Source organism: Micromonospora aurantiaca ATCC 27029 (assembly GCF_000145235.1).
Lineage (GTDB): Bacteria > Actinomycetota > Actinomycetes > Mycobacteriales > Micromonosporaceae > Micromonospora > Micromonospora aurantiaca.
This window is the reverse complement of record NC_014391.1, coordinates 3,700,145-3,716,872: the sequence shown is the minus strand read 5'-3', so window position 1 is coordinate 3,716,872 and position 16,728 is coordinate 3,700,145. Positions and strand designations below refer to the sequence as shown.

11 protein-coding genes are annotated in these 16,728 nt (G+C 74.5%); 8 read left to right on the top strand and 3 right to left on the bottom strand.

What is annotated here, in order from left to right; genetic code table 11:
• Window positions 1-60: 60 nt before the first annotated feature.
• The 3 genes from dinB to MICAU_RS16455 all read right to left on the bottom strand — a co-directional run bounded on the left by dinB (window position 61) and on the right by MICAU_RS16455 (window position 5,923).
• On the bottom strand, window positions 61-1,248 hold the full coding sequence (dinB, locus tag MICAU_RS16465; protein ID WP_013286460.1) for a DNA polymerase IV: 1,188 nt from the start codon (window positions 1,246-1,248) through the stop codon (window positions 61-63).
• 96 nt (window positions 1,249-1,344) lie between these two features.
• The gene (locus MICAU_RS16460) at window positions 1,345-4,530 is read right to left on the bottom strand and encodes a penicillin acylase family protein (protein ID WP_013286459.1); all 3,186 of its coding nucleotides are present in this window, start codon (window positions 4,528-4,530) and stop codon (window positions 1,345-1,347) included.
• A 259-nt stretch (window positions 4,531-4,789) separates the two neighbouring features.
• A complete protein-coding gene (locus MICAU_RS16455) occupies window positions 4,790-5,923 on the bottom strand; it encodes a peptidoglycan recognition protein family protein (RefSeq protein ID WP_013286458.1) in 1,134 nt (377 codons plus the stop codon).
• Between the two features lie 223 nt (window positions 5,924-6,146).
• Between MICAU_RS16455 and MICAU_RS16450 the strand changes: the two genes are divergently transcribed.
• The 8 genes from MICAU_RS16450 to MICAU_RS16415 all read left to right on the top strand — a co-directional run bounded on the left by MICAU_RS16450 (window position 6,147) and on the right by MICAU_RS16415 (window position 16,699).
• A complete protein-coding gene (locus MICAU_RS16450; RefSeq protein WP_232236745.1) occupies window positions 6,147-6,593 on the top strand; it encodes a TlpA family protein disulfide reductase in 447 nt (148 codons plus the stop codon).
• A gap of 115 nt (window positions 6,594-6,708) precedes the next feature.
• A complete protein-coding gene (locus MICAU_RS16445) occupies window positions 6,709-7,149 on the top strand; it encodes a DUF4395 domain-containing protein (RefSeq protein WP_013286456.1) in 441 nt (146 codons plus the stop codon).
• Between the two features lie 41 nt (window positions 7,150-7,190).
• Entirely contained in the window at window positions 7,191-8,978 is a 1,788-nt protein-coding gene (locus tag MICAU_RS16440; RefSeq protein ID WP_013286455.1) for a CehA/McbA family metallohydrolase domain-containing protein, read from the top strand.
• A gap of 314 nt (window positions 8,979-9,292) precedes the next feature.
• Entirely contained in the window at window positions 9,293-10,927 is a 1,635-nt protein-coding gene (locus tag MICAU_RS33465; RefSeq protein ID WP_013286454.1) for a serine/threonine-protein kinase, read from the top strand.
• A gap of 54 nt (window positions 10,928-10,981) precedes the next feature.
• Window positions 10,982-12,256, top strand: coding sequence for a hypothetical protein (locus tag MICAU_RS16430; RefSeq protein ID WP_013286453.1), 1,275 nt, complete (start codon window positions 10,982-10,984; stop codon window positions 12,254-12,256).
• A 73-nt stretch (window positions 12,257-12,329) separates the two neighbouring features.
• Window positions 12,330-13,355: a mechanosensitive ion channel family protein gene (locus tag MICAU_RS16425; protein WP_013286452.1), complete on the top strand. Its 1,026-nt coding sequence runs from the start codon at window positions 12,330-12,332 to the stop codon at window positions 13,353-13,355.
• A 204-nt stretch (window positions 13,356-13,559) separates the two neighbouring features.
• On the top strand, window positions 13,560-14,756 hold the full coding sequence (locus tag MICAU_RS16420) for an MFS transporter (RefSeq protein ID WP_013286451.1): 1,197 nt from the start codon (window positions 13,560-13,562) through the stop codon (window positions 14,754-14,756).
• Between the two features lie 80 nt (window positions 14,757-14,836).
• Window positions 14,837-16,699 carry a transketolase gene (locus MICAU_RS16415; protein WP_013286450.1) on the top strand — a complete coding sequence of 621 codons (1,863 nt, stop codon included), beginning with the start codon at window positions 14,837-14,839 and terminating at the stop codon, window positions 16,697-16,699.
• Window positions 16,700-16,728 lie beyond the last annotated feature (29 nt).

Sequence of the window (16,728 nt, the reverse complement as noted above, 5' to 3'; positions counted from 1 at the left end):
AGGCCGCACCCGCGGCCACGGGTCGGAGCCCGTCTCCTACTCCGGGAGGAGGCCGGGCGGTCAGTCCGGCAGCCGGGGCATCTCGACGCCCGGGTCGCGGCCGAGCAGCACGCCGCGGGTCAGCGCCCGCGAGCCGAAGCGGTCCCGCACCGCGTCGACGGCGGCGTCCAGCGCCGGGCCGGGTTCGGCGGTGAACGGCAGGGTGAGCTGGGTGTGCCCGCTGCCCAGGTTGCCCACCGACACGCCGAGAAGCGTGACGCCCCGTTCCGCGATCTGCGGCAGCGCGGCGCGCAGCAGGTCACGGGCGGCGGCCCGCAACGGCCCGGTCTGCGCGGTCGGCTCGTCGAGCGTGTGCGACCGGGTGGCCCGCGTGTAGTCGGCGAAGCGCAGCCGCAACGTCACCGTGCGGCCGGTGCGCCGGGCCGCGCGCATCCGCCCGGTGACCCGGTCGACCAGCCCGGCCAGCACCGCGTCCAGGTCGGCGGGGGAGTGCGGGCCGCGTCCCAGCGCGTGCTGCGCGCCCATCGAGGAGCGGCGGCGGCCCACCTGCACCGCCCGGGGGTCGCGGTTGTGCGCCAGAGCGTGCAGGTGCCGCCCGGCGCCCGCGCCGAGCAGCGACACCAGCGCCGGCTCGTCCAGCCGGGCCACCTGCCCGACGGTACGGATGCCGCGGTCGCGCAGCCGCGCGGCGGTGACCGGGCCGACGCCCCACAGTCGTTCGACAGGCAGCGGGTGCAGGAACGCCAGTTCCCGGTCCGGCTCCACCACCAGCAGCCCGTCCGGCTTCGCCACGCCGCTGGCCACCTTCGCCAGGAACTTCGTCCGGGCCACGCCGACGGTGATCGGCAGGCCGACCTCGCGGCGTACCCGCTCCCGCAGCGTGGCCGCGACGGCGGCCGGCGTTCCGGCAAGCCGCCGCAGCCCACCCACGTCGAGGAACGCCTCGTCGATGCTGAGCCCTTCGACGAGCGGGGTGGTGTGCCGGAAGATCTCGAACACCGCCCGGCTGGCGGCCGTGTACGCGGCCATCCGGGGCGGCACCACGATCGCGTCCGGGCAGAGCCGCCGCGCCTGCCGGCCGCCCATCGCGCTGCGCACGCCCCGGGCCTTGGCCTCGTAGCTGCACGCGAGCACCACGCCGCCGCCGACGATCACCGGCCGGCCGCGCAGCCGGGGGTCGTCGCGCTGCTCGACCGAGGCGTAGAACGCGTCCAGGTCGGCGTGCAGGATGGTGGCCTCGCTCGACACCCCGCCATCTTCGCACACGTGTTCGAATCTACGGTGTTGACCTGCCCGGACACGACGACCGGCCGGCGGGAGCACCCGCCGGCCGGTCGCGTGCGGTCACCGTCCGTAGACCTCGAACTCGTAGAGCGAGAAGCCGTACGAGGTGGCCCGCGTGACGCCGTACATCCGCACGTAGCGTGCGCTGACCGGGGCGAACGTCACGTTGTCGACGCCGCCGTTGCCGGCGGTGGTGCTGAACACCGGCTGCCAGGAGTTGCCGTCACCGGAGACCTCGATCCGGTAGCCGGTGGCGTACGCGGCCTCCCACCGCAGCACCGCCCGGCTGATCGTCCGGGCCGATCCGAGATCCACCCGCAGCCACTGGTTGTCGTTGTAGCTGCTGGCCCACCGGGTGCCGAGACTGCCGTCCACCGCCTTCGCCGGGGTGTTGCTGGTCAGGAACTGCGTGCTGGACGCGGTGGCGCTACGGCCCTGCGCCAGGTTGGTCACCGCGTCGCCCCGGCGCGCCGGGAACGAGACGACCTGCTGGTACGTGGGCCGGTTCTGCCAGGCGATCAGCGGGTGGGTGATGCCGCCGAGCCCGGACTGGGCGATCGAGTCCGCGCACCACTGGTCGCCCGCCCCGCAGGACGAGTCGCCCGGGTAGACGGTGGTCGCCGGCGCCGCCGCGGCCTGACCGAGCGTGTCCAGCAGCGACTGCCGGCACGCGCCCAGGTTGCCGTTGCCGCAGTACGTGCGCCCGAGGCCGCCGGCCACCGGGTCGCCGAGCACGGCCCGCAGGTCCTTGTCGACGTAGCCCCACCAGCCGTACTGGAACGCCGAGCCCTTGTGGGCCTGGCCCTGCGCCGCCCAGTTCACGGTGCCGTCGCGGGCACCGTTCTGGCCGCCCGAGGGCGCCTCGTTGACCTGGAGGGCACCGACGAGCGCGCCGTACAGGTCGGCGCCGAGCCCGGGACGGAACTGCGCCGAGGCGAGCAGCGGCCACCAGGCGTCGAAGATCCGGATGGCCTCGGCGTGCTGGTAGACCTTCGAGCCGGGTGACGTCTCCACCCGCCGCGACCCGGCCTGCTGCCAGGCCCGCAGCTTGGTCACCGCGGCGGCCAGCGCCGGGTCGGCGACCGGCGTGCTGTCGAGCACCCGCAGCAGTTCGCCGAGGACCTGCTGACCGCGCAGGTCGGTCACCGCCGCCTCGGCGGTGATCCGCACGATGTCGGCGCGGCCGACCTTGCGCTGGGCGATGGCCGCCTTCACCGGACCGTCGAGCAGCTGACCCCGGTGCACCGCGCCGTAGCTGAAGTTGCCGTCGGCCGCGCCGAAGTCACGCGCCTGCTTGTTGTTCCAGCTGACGTAGTAGTCCTGGTTGACCGACTGCGGGTGGGCCGACGCCGGGGCGTACGTGGCGTCGTTGGTGTCCGGGTTCCAGCCGGCCCACTCGTACGCCGGCTCCGCCTTCGCGGGCAGGTTCGGGTCGAGCCCGGACGGGCGGACCGGGTTGGAGCCGGAGTTGTAGTACGCCGCCTCGGTCGAGTTGACGTAGAACCAGTTGAACGCGTACCCGACGCTGGCCGCGGACGCCTGGAACGCCGCCGCGCTGCCCATCGCCGCCGGGTCGTTGTACGCCTGGAAGCCGATCGCCGAGTCGGCCTCGTGCCGGTAGGTGGAGCGCAGCTTGGTGAACGCGGTGGGCTGCCCGTTCACCAGCCCCCGGTAGGCCACCAGCCCGTACTTGGTGCGCAGCGAGCGCAGCGTGTACGCGCCGGCCGGGGTGGAGTCGGCGAGCGTCGGCGACCAGGAGTTGCGCTTCTCCAGCACCTCCATGGCGAGGCACTGGCCGCGGTAGAGGTAGCGGTTGGAGCGCAGTGTCGGCGCGCTGCCGTCGGTGGTGCACAGCGGCACGGCGTACGTGTCGGTCAGGTCCTGGGAGGCGGAGGTGGCGCTCCACGCGTAGTCCTGGCCGCGGCCGAGCAGCACGTAGAGGTTCAGCCCGGCGAACGCCGCGCCGCGTGCGCTGATGCCCGGCCCCTGGAGTTCCTGGAGCATGAGCAGTTGCGGCGCGAAGTAGCCGGTCTGCGGGCCGAACACGGCCACCGGGTTGCCGGTGGTGGTGTGCCGGCCGGAGACCACTACCGCGTTGGACATGCCGTGCGCCCGCAGGTTGGACAGGCCACCGACCAGGTCCTTGGTGGCGGCGCTGCTGCCGGTGCGGGCGGCGGCTCCGCCGGTGGCGTCGTACGCGAGCGGCTCGGCGACCACCGTCCCGGCGTCCGGCAGCACCGCGCTGGTGGCGCCGGGCGGCGTCGCGCCGTACGGGAAGCTCTGCCCGTCGTGCAGCGTCAGCACGGTCTCCGGGTCGTTCTGCGAGCGGAACGCCGTCCAGACCCGGTCGCCCTCGGTCGGGCCGTACTTGGCCCGGGCGGCCACCCGGACCAGCGCGGACTGCATCTCGCTGCCGCCGCCCCCGCCGAACAGCCCGCCGATGACACCGGCGGTGGCGATCAGGTCGGTCATGGTGAAGTGCTTCGGCTTCCCGGCGCCGGTGAGCACGTACTCGCCGGGGTAGTTGTCGTCGGCGATCGACTTGTCGATGTAGGCGTTGATGCCGGCGATGTAGTCGACGACGTCGGTGTAGAGCTGCTGGCCCCGGGTGCCCTTGAGGCGCAGCGCGTCGACCTGGGCCTGGAGGTCCGCCTCGGTGTAGGGCGAGTTGGCCCAGACGCTCTGCTCCAGCTCCCGGTTGCCGGGGGCGCCGCCGGCGAACGAGCTGACGTTGCCGCGGCCGACGTGCCGCAGCAGGTCCATCACCCAGAGCCGGTCCTGGGCGCCGGCGTACCCGGCGCCGAACATGGTGCCGGCGCGGGTGGTGCCGGTGACGTGCGGGACGCCGGTGGCCTTGTCCCGCACGATGGTGACGTCCGAGCGTGGCGAGATCCTGCTCTCGACCTGGGCGTCGGGGACGCCGAAGGAAGCGTCGTTGTAGAAGTGGGCGATCTGCTCGTCGGTCAGCCCGGCGTAGTTGTAGACCAGGTTGGCGTACTCGTCGAGCTGGTCGCTGGAGTGCGCGGGACGGGTGCCGAGCGCCTGGTGAGCCAGGATGCCGGCGAGTGTGGCGTTGCCGTTCTGCCCGGGGGGCAGGATGTCGGCGCACTGGCCGAGGCAGTAGTCGTCGGGGGTGAACGTGGTGGCGGCGAGCGCCGGTGCCGGCGCGATGACCGTCAGGACGCTCGCGGTGAGGGCGGCGGCGGTGAGCGCCGCGAGGCGGGCACGGATGGCGGGTAATGGCATGGCGATCCTCCGGGGGACGCGGAGTAGGGCCGTTCGGTACGCCCGGCTGACGGCGTCTCGGCCTCCGCGCCCGGGCGTTCTGCCCGGAGGTGAGAATGACTCATATCTATCTGCGGGCAATGATCGGCGTACCACCGCCGTCCGGGATAGCCGTCGTTCACCAGTCGTCAATGCCGACGTTTCGTCGCGTTCCATCCCGCAACGACGCGGTGGGGGTGGCGCCGTTGCCACCCCCACCGCTCTCCCCGCCGGTGCGCCGTCAGTGCTTGCGGAACGACTGGCGCACCACACCCCCCACGAGCGCGCACCAGGTAGTGGTGCTGATCTTGCCGTTGGGCGGTAGTCCGTGCAGGCGCTGGAGGTCCTTCACCGCAGTGCGGGTGGCGTGGTCGTACTCGCCGGTCGGGGTGACCTCGGCGTAGCCCTTGGAGGCGAGCATGAACTGCGCGGCCACCACCGGGACGCCCGACGACTTCTGGTCCAGCTCCGGGGCCAGGGTCTCCCACGTCGGCGCCGTGAGCGTGGCGTCGACGTCGACCGGGATGCCGTTGCGCGCCTGCCAGTCCTGCACGGCCGCGACCGTGGCCGCGTCGAACACGCCCGTCACCGGCACGGTGTAGCCGCGGAACGTGAGCAGGTACTGCGCGACCCGGACCACCGGGCCGCCGACGAAGCGCCAGATGTCAGGCCAGCGGCGGGCCGGCACGTCGCCCAGCTTCGTGCCGAGCTTCTTGAACACCGCGCGGCGCAGCGTCGGGAACTCCCGGTAGAACATCGCGCCCGGGCAGAGCGTGGCGCGGAAGTCCCAGTGACCGAAGATGTCGTGGGCGTGCAGCCCGTACTGCCGGCAGATCGCTGTGCACAGCCGGGCGAGGGAGTCGAGCAGCTCCTCCGGCGGCGTCTCGGTGACGTAGGTGCCCTCGTTCTCGATGCCGATGGCCCGCCCGTTCTCGCCCGGGCAGTGCGCGGCGATCATCTGCCGGTCGCCGGCGCGCAGCCGGTCCAGGCTGCCGTGGCGTCCCTCCAGGACGTGACCGCCGCGGCTCACAGTGAAGTGCTGCCCGGTGTCGGACCAGCCGTTGCCGTCCATGTGCAGGTCCTGGCAGTCACGGGCGAGCTGCTTGGCGTGCTCCTCGGAGTAGTCCGTGACGTTCGGGAACGCCATGTGGTGCACGATGATCTTGTTGGTCGGGATCGCGCTCACCGACAGCGGGTCGGCCGGCGGACGGGCGGCCCACTCGTCGCAGCTGATGATCCAGTCGAGGTCCGCGCCCGGCGCGGCCTGCGCGGTGCCCGGCAGGGCGAGCTCACTGCCGACGACCGCGACCGCGGCGGCGCCGAGACCGGCCCGCAGCAGCGTACGGCGGTCCAGCTCGGGGTGGTCGAAGTGCATCTCGCCTCCTCGATGGCCCGGCCGGCGCCGGGCGATGTAAAGGAACTGCAACGACTGCGCGCGTGGTGGAGAATATTGCCAAGCTCGCGCGGTGCGCCAGAGGACAAAAGCGACGTTCACCGGCCGGTGAGCCGGTTGCTCCTACCACCGGAGTAGGCGATCTCACGTCCGCTGACCGGGACGGACCATGGCCTTCCGCGACCCGCCGTGGCAGCCTGGGCCCGTGCAGTCGCCCAGCCCGACCGGGATCGTCGTGCTCGTCGCGGTGCTCGCGGCCGCCACCGCGTTCGGCTGGTGGCGCCGCCGCCACGACGGGCGGCTGCGCGCCGTCCGGAAGCGCCCACCGGGCGCCGACGCGCCGCACCGGGCCACCCTCACCGCCCTCGGGGTACGCCCCGGCGAGGTCACGCTGGTGCAGTTCTCCGCCCCGGTCTGCGCGCCCTGCCGGGCCGCCCGCCGGGTGCTCGCCGACGTCGCCGCCCGCCTCGACGGGATCGCGGTGCTGGAGGTGGGCGTGGACGAACACCTCGACGCGGCCCGGGAACTGGACGTGTGGCGTACCCCGACGGTGCTGGTGGTGGACGCCGCAGGCCGCGTGGTGCGCCGGGCCGCCGGCGTGCCCGACCGCGACGACCTGATCGCCGCGCTCACGGCCGGGGCGGCGCGATGACCGGCGTACGGCTGACCCGCCGCCGGGTGGTGGACCACGGCCGGCTCGCCACGAGCCTCTGTGCGGCGGCGCGTCCCGCCTGACCGACCGCCCCCCGCACGAACGGACCCACCCCATGCTGCTCGACCCCCGGGGACCGCGCTTCGCCGCCGTCCTCACCACAGTCGTCCTCGCGATCGTCCTCGTCACCGGCTCCGGGCTGCTCCTGCTCGCCCAGGCCGTCGTGTTCGCGCTCACCGCCCTGAACCCGCGCGTCGGCCCGTACGGCCTGCTGTTCCGCGCCCTGGTGGCGCCCCGGCTGGACCCGCCGGCGGAGCTGGAGCCGGTCGCGCCGGTGCGCTTCGCCCAGGTCGTCGGCCTGGTCTTCAGCGTCGTCGGCGCGGCCGGCTGGTTCGCCGGGCTGCCCGCGCTCGGCCTGGTCGCCACCGGCGCGGCGCTGGCCGCCGCCTTCCTCAACGCCGCGTTCGGGCTCTGCCTCGGCTGCGAGGCGTACCTGACGATCCGGCGGCTGGCCGGACGCCCGCTCGCCGCCCGGGTGGCGGTGCCCCCGCGCTGAGGTTCCGCCCGTACGCTGGCCCGGGCGGACGGGGGAGTGGCATGGCGGGTCGGGGGCGGCTGGACCGGCGCAGCGTGCTCGTCGCCGCGGGCGGGCTGGCGGTCGCCGGGCTCGGCGTGCCGATCGGGCTGGCCGCCACGAACGACGGGCCGCCGCCCCCGCCGCGCGGCCGGCGGCCGGTCAGCATGGCGATGCACCTGCACGCCTCGTTCAGCGAGGGCGTGGCCAGCTACGCTGCCCACCTCGACCAGGCCCGCCGCAACGGCGTCGACGTGCTGTGGTGGACCGACCACGACTTCCGGGTGGCCGCCCACGACCACCGCCGGGTCGTCCACTTCGACGGCCCGGAGGAACGTGAGGGCGGCCTCGCCTGGACCTGGCAGCCCGCCACCGAGGGACGGCTGACCGCCTCGGCCGCCGACTTCGTGGACGCGCCGGACGCCCCCGACGGCCCGGGCCGCGCGCTGCGCCTCACCGCCGCCGGTTCCGGCACCCTCTGGTACGCGGGCAAGGCGTGGAACTGGACGCACACCGCCAACATCTCCGACACCACACTGCACCTCGACGTACGCCCCGAAGCGGCGGGGCGGGACGCCACGCTCACCGTGGAGCTCGCGCTGTCGCATCACCCGGCCGGACCCGGCCGGCCCGCCGGGCAGCTCGTGCTGCGCTACCGCCTCGGCGGCGTGGACACGGTCCGGCACACGGTGGACGGCCGGCACGGCACCGTCGAGCTGCCCGCCCCGCCCGGCGCCTGGCGGCGGCACACGTTCGATCTGCTCGCCGACGTGCGGCGGCTCTGGCCCGACCTGGTCGCCGGGGACAACTCGCTGCGCGGGCTGCGCCTCGGCGTGACTGCGGCCGGCGGTGGGCGCGGCGCGTACCTGGTGGACCGGCTCGTCTTCGACCGCGCCCGCCGCGCCGGCCAGGCGGGCGAGGAGATGCGCGCCGAGGTGCTGCGCGGCTACGACGGCGCGTACCCCGGCGTCACCCACCACCGGGCGTACGAGGTGTCGATGGTGCGGCACCTCAACTGGTTCGGCGGCGACGGCACACTGCCGCGCTTCCCGTCCCCGCCGTACCGGGACAACGACGTCGACGCCACCGAACGGATGGTGGAGTTCCTGCACGCGCACGGCGGGGTGGTGTGCTGGAACCACCCGCTGGACACCGAACGCCGCGAATCACTGGCCCGCCTGCTGGTCAGCCGCGACGCGCTCGGCGTCGACCTGATCGAGATCGGACGCCGGCCGGTCGAGGACCACCTCTGGGCGTACGACGTGGCGGCCCGCAACGCGATCCCGCTCACCGCCGTCGGGGTCACCGACGACCACGACGGCACCGACTGGCGGGCTGGCCGGGACCGCAACGTCACCTCCGTGTGGGCTGCCTCGACCGGCCGGGACGACCTGGTCGCGGCGCTGCGCGCCGGGCAGGCGTGGTTCGCCGACCTGACCGGCTACCGGGGCGCGCTGGACCTGGAACTGGGTGGCCGCAGCGCGATGGGCGCGCTCGCCGTGCTCGCCGAGGACACCGTCACGGTGCGGCTGCGCGCCACCGACCTGCCGGCCGGGGCCACGCTGGAGACGGTCACCGGCGACGTCGACCGGGCCGGTGTCGCGGACCCGACACCGGCGGTCCGGGTCGGGCAGGTCCCGTGGCGGCAGTTGCGGCAGGGCTGGTACGACCTGCCGGTGCGCGTCGGCGCCGGCACGTACGTCCGCACCCAGGTCCGCGACCGCGACGGCGAGATAGTGGGCGCGAGCAACCCCCTCTGGCTGCTCCGCACCCCTCCACCCGCGGGCATCCCCGCACCCCGCCGCTTCTGACCCGCGCCCCCTCTCCCGCCCGCTCCCGCCGTGCCCCCTCTCCGTCGATCATGAAGTTGACGGCGGGATCCGTCCTCTTTGTCCCTGTCAACTTCATGATCGACGAGGTGACGGCTGTTGCCGGGGTCTGGTAATCGTGACGGTGTGTCCGATACCGACCACCTGCCGCGCGGTGAGGCGCCGCGCGGGGAACCGGGCGCCGACCGGCGTCCGGAAACAGCCGTTGCGGCGATGGCCGTCGGCTGCGCCACGGTGAGAATGACGAGCGAGGCGGCGTCCGACATCCGCCCGTGGGACGCCGTGGAGTCTGTCGCATGAGCGGCTGGGAACTGTCCGGATACACCCCGGTCCGCCGGCTCGGCGCCGGCGCGTCGGGCAGCGTCGTGCTCGCCACCCACGACGCCACCGGCACCCCCGTCGCGATCAAGTACCTGATCCGCGATCTGGGCGAGGACTCGGCGTTCCGGACCGCGTTCCGCACCGAGGCCCGGCTCCTCGGCGAGATCGACGACCCGCACGTCAGCCGCCTCTACGAGTACGTGGAGAGCCCGCACGGCGCCGCCATCGTGATGGAACTGGTCGACGGCGTCTCGCTGCGCCAGATGCTGCGCGAACACGGCCCGACCACACCCGAGGCCGCGCTCTGCGTCCTCAAGGGCTCACTCGCCGGCCTGGCCGCCGCACACACCCACGGCGTCGTGCACCGCGACTACAAACCGGAGAACGTGCTGGTCACCGGCGCCGGGCTGAGCAAGCTCGCCGACTTCGGCATCGCCATGCCGATCGGCCAGGGCTCCGACACCACAGTGTCCGGCACGCCCCGCTACATGGCCCCCGAGCAGTGGACCGGCGCCCCGGCCGGCCCCGCGTGCGACGTCTACGCCGCCACCGCCACGTTCTTCGAGTGCCTCACCGGCCGCCCCCCGTACCAGGGACCGGACCTGCTCTCCCTGCGCGACCAGCACGCCAGCGCGCCGATCCCCGCCGAGGCGGCACCCCCGCCGGTGCACGAACTGCTGCGCCACGGCATGGCCAAGCGCCCCGACGAGCGCCCGCCGTCCGCCGAGGCGTTCCTGGAGCTGCTGGAACGGGTCGCCGGCACCGGCTACGGCCCGGAATGGGAGGAACGCGGGCTGCGCGAGCTGGCTCGGCGGGCATTGCTGCTGGCCGCGCTGTGGCCGTTCCCGGACCGGGCCGAGGGCGCCACCGCCGTCGCGCACACCGAACTCGGCACGACCACCACCGGCCGGGGCGGACGGTTCCGTAAGGGCCGCACCCGTACCGTCCTCGCCGCCGGTGCCCTGGCCGCCGCCGTCCTGGCCGGCGGCGCCGGCTACAGCTACGCCGCCCACGACGACACGTCCGCCGCGGGCCCGACCGGCCCGGCGAGCGCCGCCCCCGCCACCACCGGCGCACCCGTACCGGACCCGACCGGCGCCGAGACACCCAGCCCGTCACCGACACCCGGCCCGTCCACCGTGTCCGCCGCGCCGCCACCTCCCGCGCCGTCGGCCACCCCCGATCCGACGGGGACGCCGACCCGAACCGGCACACCCACCCCCAGCGCGTCGCGCACCACCAGCCCGCCGCCACCGGACGTGACAGCGCCGGTCGTGGACGGCGTGAGCGCCGACCCGGGCGAGCTGGACCCGAAGGGCTGCCCCTACGGCGCCAAGAGCAGCACCGTCACCGCCACCGTCACCGACGATCGCAGCGGCCCGGCCGCGCTCACGGTCACCTTCGTCTACACCGTCGACGGCGCCACCGGCACGATCCGGATGGCCGCCGCCGGGCGCGGGCTGTTCACCGGCACGCTCGGCCCGCTGTCCACGCCCAAGCGCAGCGCCCGCATCCCCATCCGGGTCACCGCCGCCGACGCCGCCGGCAACACGACCACCTCGACGTCACCGGTGTACGTGACGCTCTACCACGACTGCACCCCCGGCTAGGAGTACGACAGTGCCCGCTGCCCCGCACCGCAGCCCGTCCCGGGGACGGTCGGCGTGACCCGCCCCGACGAGCCCACCGAGGCGCTGCCCACCCGCGCCCTGCCGCTCACCGGCGACGCGGACGCCGCCGAGCCCACCGTCCATCTCACCCGGCCCCGAGCCGACGCCGGCTCGACGGTGCCGCTCGCCGTCATGCAGGCGGAGCCGGCTGCCGAGGGTGGGGAACCGACGACGGCACTGGTCATCGACAGCGCGGAGCCGACCGTCCGGCTCGCCGTCGACACCCCGGCGGCGACCGGCAGGTCGGAGCCCACCGTCCACCTCCCCGGGGCGAGGGCCGCCCAGCCACCCACCGCCGAACCCACAGTCCACCTGACGGCGATCCCCGGCGGGGACGACCGCACCGCAGACCTCGCCGCCTCGGCCACGGCGACACCGCCCGATGCCGAGCCGACCGTGCACATCCGCCCGGGCCGGGCAGACGACACAGGTGAGGCGACCGTTCACTTCGTGGCGGCTCCGGACAGCAGGGCGGGGGAGCGGACAGTGAGTCTGAGTCCGGCCCTCGACGGCTCGGCGGGCGAGGCGACGGTCCAGATGCGCCCAGCACCGGGAAACGCGACCGGACAGGCCACCGTCCACCCGCGTCCGAGCGCGGAACCGCCCCAGCGCCACGGCGCGGAACCGACCGCATCGTGGCAGCCCACCGCCTCCTGGCAGCCCACCGGCGTACCGCATCGAGGTCACACCACCGGGACGGCGGCGACCGGCGCCGGGGCGTACCCGGATCGGACCGGCCACGCGCGGGCGGTGAGTGGCGTGCCGGCCCCGGGCGGTGAGCTGCGCTTCGGGCCGGGCGTGCCGGCGACGCCGCCGCCCGCGCCGCCCTGGCCCACCGCGCCGCCGATACGGCCGCGTCCGGCCTGGCGTCGCGTCGTCTCGGTGCTGTCCACGCTGCTCACCGTGGTGCTGCTGCTGGCTGTCGGCCTCTACCTGTGGCAGCGGCTGCGCCCGCTGGAGGTCGAGGGGGTCACCGTCGCGGTGCCCCGGCCGGCCGGTGTCGCCTGCGACGTGACTGTCGACGTGGTGGCCACCGTGCGCACCAACGGGCGCGGCGGAACGATCCGGTACCAGTGGTTCCGCTCCGACGCGCCGCCCGGCGCCGTGCTCACCGAACGGGTCGGCAGCGGGCAGCAGACCGCCGCGCTCACCCTCAAGTGGACGTTCACCGGGGTCGGTACGACCACCGGCATCGCCACCGTCAACATCGTCGAACCGACGACGGCGCAGGCCAGCACCCGCGTCGTCTACCGCTGCCCCGGAGGCTGACCGCGTTTCCGCGCGCGCCCGTCCGGGTAGCCCCACCCGAACAAACCTGGACCACGCACGTGGAGGCCCTTCGATGAGAGACAACTTCGGGGACGCAGTGGGCGACGCGTTCCGTTCGGTGATGCTGTTCCTGCCCAAGGCGGTCGCGTTCGTCGCGATCCTGGTCGTCGGCTGGCTGATCGCCAAGGCCGTGCTGAAGCTCGTGGACAAGGTGCTGGAGCGGGTCCACTTCGACCGGGCCGTCGAGCGCGGCGGGATCAAGACCGCGCTGGCCCGCTCGAAGTACGACGCCAGCGACATCGTCGCGAAGCTGGCCTACTACGGGGTGCTGCTGGTCACGCTCCAGCTCGCGTTCGGCATCTGGGGCCCGAACCCCATCTCCGACCTGATCGCCGGCGTGATCGCCTGGCTGCCCCGGGCGTTCGTCGCCATCGTCATCGTGGTGGTCGCCGCGGCCATCGCCCGCGCGGTGAAGGACATCATCTCCAGCGCGCTCGGTGGCCTCTCGTACGGCCGGGTGCTGGCGAACCTCGCCTCGGTGTTCATCCTGGGCCTCGGCGTCATCGCCGCGCTCAACCAGATCGGCGTCGCCACCACCGTCACCACCCCGGTGCTGATCGCGGTGCTCGCCACCGTGGGCGGCATCCTGGTCGTCGGCGTCGGCGGCGGGCTGGTCCGGCCGATGCAGAGCCGCTGGGAGAACTGGCTGACCCGGGCCGAGGAGGAGTCGCGCACCATCGCCACGCATGCCCGCGCGTACCAGGCCGGCCGGCGCGACGTCGAGGCCCGGCTCGCCGCGACCGGCCCGTACGCGGAGTCCGAGCTGACCCAGCCGGTGAGCCGCGACGCCGAGGCGGACCGCACGCAGCCGGTCCCGGCGTACCCGGCCACCCCGTCGACCACGGCCGCCACAAGTGAGGACCCCACCGAGCCGGTGCCGTCGCAGGCGGGCGCGGAGGCCACGCAGCACATTCCGGCGTACGCCGACTCCGAGCGCACCCAGCCGACCACGCCGCGCCAGCCGACCGCCGAGCAGGCCGCGGACAACGAGGCCACCATGGTCATTCCGCAGGCCGACGTGGAGAAGTTCCGCCGCTGACCCGAACAGCGGAGACGAACCGGGGCGGGACCACACGGTCCCGCCCCGAATTCGTGCCCGCCGGGGACCACCCGGGCGCCTCGCGGCGGATAGGATCGCGGCATGACCTGGCGATGTTGATGCCTTCCTGAGCGACGAGGCCGCGGGCCGCCGCGGACGCCGTGCATTCCGACCGGTGTCCGTCACGTCCCGTGGGAAGGTTCCATGCTCGTCGCTCCTGCCCGCGTACCAGCGACCCGCCGCCTGGCGGCGACGCTCTACGGGTACGCGTTCCTCACCGACCTCGTCCTGCTCTACCCGCTCTACGTGCTGCTGTTCGCCGACACCGGGTTGTCGGTCGGGCAGATCTCCTCGCTGTTCGTGCTCTGGGCGGCCGCCGGCATCGTGCTGGAGGTGCCCTCCGGCGTGTGGGCAGACGCGGTGTCGCGCCGCCTGCTGCTCTGCCTCGCGCCGCTGCTGGCCGCCGCCGGGTTCGCGCTCTGGGTGCTGCTGCCGTCCTATCCGGCGTTCGCCGTGGGCTTCCTGCTCTGGGGTGCCGGCGGCGCACTGCGCTCCGGCGCGCTGGAGGCGCTCGTCTTCACCGAGTTGGAACGCCTCGGCGCGGCCGACCGGTACGCCCGGCTGATCGGCCGGACCCGCACCGCCGAGGTGCTCGGCGCGGTCGGATCAGGGGTGCTCGCCGGGCCGGTGTTCGCGCTCGGCGGCTACCTCGCTGTCGGCGCGGCGAGCGTGGTCACGTGCCTGCTGGCGGCGGCCGTCGCGGCCCGCTTCCCGGAGCACCGCCCGCCGCCGACCGCGCCCGTCCCGACCGCGGGTGACGACGAGCCCGGCTGGCTGGACAGCCTGCGCCTGGGCCTGCGCGAGGTGCGGGCCGACCGCCGCGTCCGCGCCGCCGTGCTGCTGGTCGCGGCGGTCACAGCGATCTGGGGTGGGCTGGACGAGTACACCGGGCTGCTGGCCGCCGACACCGGCATGGCCGAGGTCGGCGTACCGCTGCTGCTCCTGCTGGTGTGGGCCGGGATGACTGTGGGCGGGCTGCTCGCGCCGCTGGGCGAGCGGCTGTCCCACAGCGGGTACGCCGGTCTGCTCGTGTTCGCGGCCGCGGCGACGGCGGCCGGGGCGCTGCTGCGGCACCCGGCGGGGTTCGTGCTGCTGGCTGCGGCGTTCGCCGCGTTCCAGCTGGCCACCGTGCTCGCCGACGTGCGGCTCCAGGCCCGGATCACCGGGTCGGCGCGGGCCACCGTCACCTCGCTCGCCGGAATGGCCACCGACCTGACCATCGTCGCCTTCTACGCCGGGTACGGGCTGCTCGCCGGTGCGATGGGCAACCCGGCTGCCTTCGCGGTCGCGGTGCTGCCGTACCTGCTGGTGGCGCTCTGGCTGCTCACCGGTCGAGCATGAATCGCCAGAAAAGGGACCAATGGTCGCGTTCGCGGCCTAGCGTTGGTCCGGAAATTCGGCGACCCCGGGGGACGATCGCGGTGACGTTGGAAGCAGAGCGCACACTGCGCGACGAGGACCTGACCGGGCTGGCGGACCTGGCCGCCCAGCTGCGGGTGGACGCGATCAGGTGCAGCACGATGGCCGGCTCCGGGCACCCCACGTCCAGCCTCTCCGCCGCCGACCTGCTCGCCGTGCTCGTCGCCCGGCACCTGCGCTACGACTGGTCCTACCCGGGCAACCCCGGCAACGACCACCTGATCTTCTCCAAGGGGCACGCCTCCCCACTGCTGTACGCGGTGTTCCGGGCCACCGGCGCGATCAGCGAGCAGGAGCTGCTGGAGACGTACCGGCGATCCGGGTCGCGCCTGCAGGGCCACCCCACGCCGGTGCTGCCCTGGGTGGACGTCGCCACCGGCTCGCTCGGGCAGGGCCTGCCGGTCGGCGTCGGGGTGGCACTCGCCGCCCAGTACCTGGACCGGTCGCCCGCCCACGTCTGGGTGCTCTGCGGCGACAGCGAGACCGCCGAGGGCTCGGTGTGGGAGGCGCTGGACAAGGCCGGCCACTACGGGCTGCGCAACCTCACCACCATCGTGGACGTCAACCGGTTCGGCCAGCGCGGCCCCACCGAACTGGAGTGGGACCTGGACACCTACCGGCGGCGCGTCGAGGCGTTCGGCTGCCGGGCGATCGTGGTCGACGGCCACGACCCGGGCGCGATCGACGAGGCGTACGGGCAGGCACGCGACGCCACCGGGCCGACAGTGGTGCTGGCCCGCACGGTCAAGGGCAAGGGCGTGCCCGAGGTGGAGAACAACCCGTCCTGGCACGGCAAGCCGTTCGACCCGGAGCTGGCCGAGCGCGCCGTGCGGGCGCTCGGCGGCCCCCGGCGCATCCGGGTCGCCGGACCGAAGCCACCGCCCGCGCCCCGGGCCGCCGCGCCGGAGATCCGGCAACCGGAACTGCCGACGTACGAGCGCGGCGCGAAGGTCGCCACCCGGGACGCGTACGGCGACGCGCTGCGCGCCCTCGGCGCGGCCCGGCCCGACGTGGTCGCGCTCGACGGCGAGGTCAGCGACTCCACCCGGGCGGAGCGCTTCGCCACCGCGTACCCGGACCGGTTCTTCCAGATGTTCATCGCCGAGCAGCAGCTCGCCGCCGCGGCGGTGGGCCTGGCGGTGCGCGGCTACCGGCCGTTCGCGGCTACGTTCGCCGCGTTCTGGTCCCGGGCGTACGACTTCATCCGGATGGCGGGCGTCTCCCGGGCCGACATCGCGCTCGTCGGCTCGCACGCCGGGGTGGAGATCGGCCCGGACGGCCCGTCCCAGATGGGGCTGGAGGACATCGCCGCGCTGCGGGCGGTGCCCGGCTCCACGGTGCTGTGCCCGGCCGACGCGGTCTCCTGCGCGGCCCTCGTCGCCCAGATGCCCGACCAGCCGGGCGTCAGCTACCTGCGGACGACGCGCGGCGCGTACCCGGTGCTCTACGACGACGCCGCGCCGTTCCCGATCGGCGGCAGCCGGATGCTGCGCGACGGCGGGGACGTGGCGCTGCTCGGCACCGGCGTCACGGTGCACCTCTGCCTCGCCGCCGCCGACGAGCTGACCCGCGAGGGCATCGACGCCCGGGTGATCGACCTGTACTCGATCAAACCGGTGGACCGGCAGCGCCTGGCCGAGACCGTCGTGGAGACCGGCGGGCGGCTGGTGGTGGTCGAGGACCACTACCCGGAGGGCGGGCTGGGCTCCGCGGTGCTGGAGGCGCTCGCCGACCTGGGCGAACCGGCCCGGGTCAACCACCTGGCGGTACGCGGGCTGCCCGGCTCCGGCACCCCCGCCCAGCAGCTCGACCGGGCCGGCATCGGCGTCGGCGCGATCGTCTCGGCGGCGCGGGCCCTGGCCTGAGCCGTACCGCCGCGGCCCGCGGCGCGGCG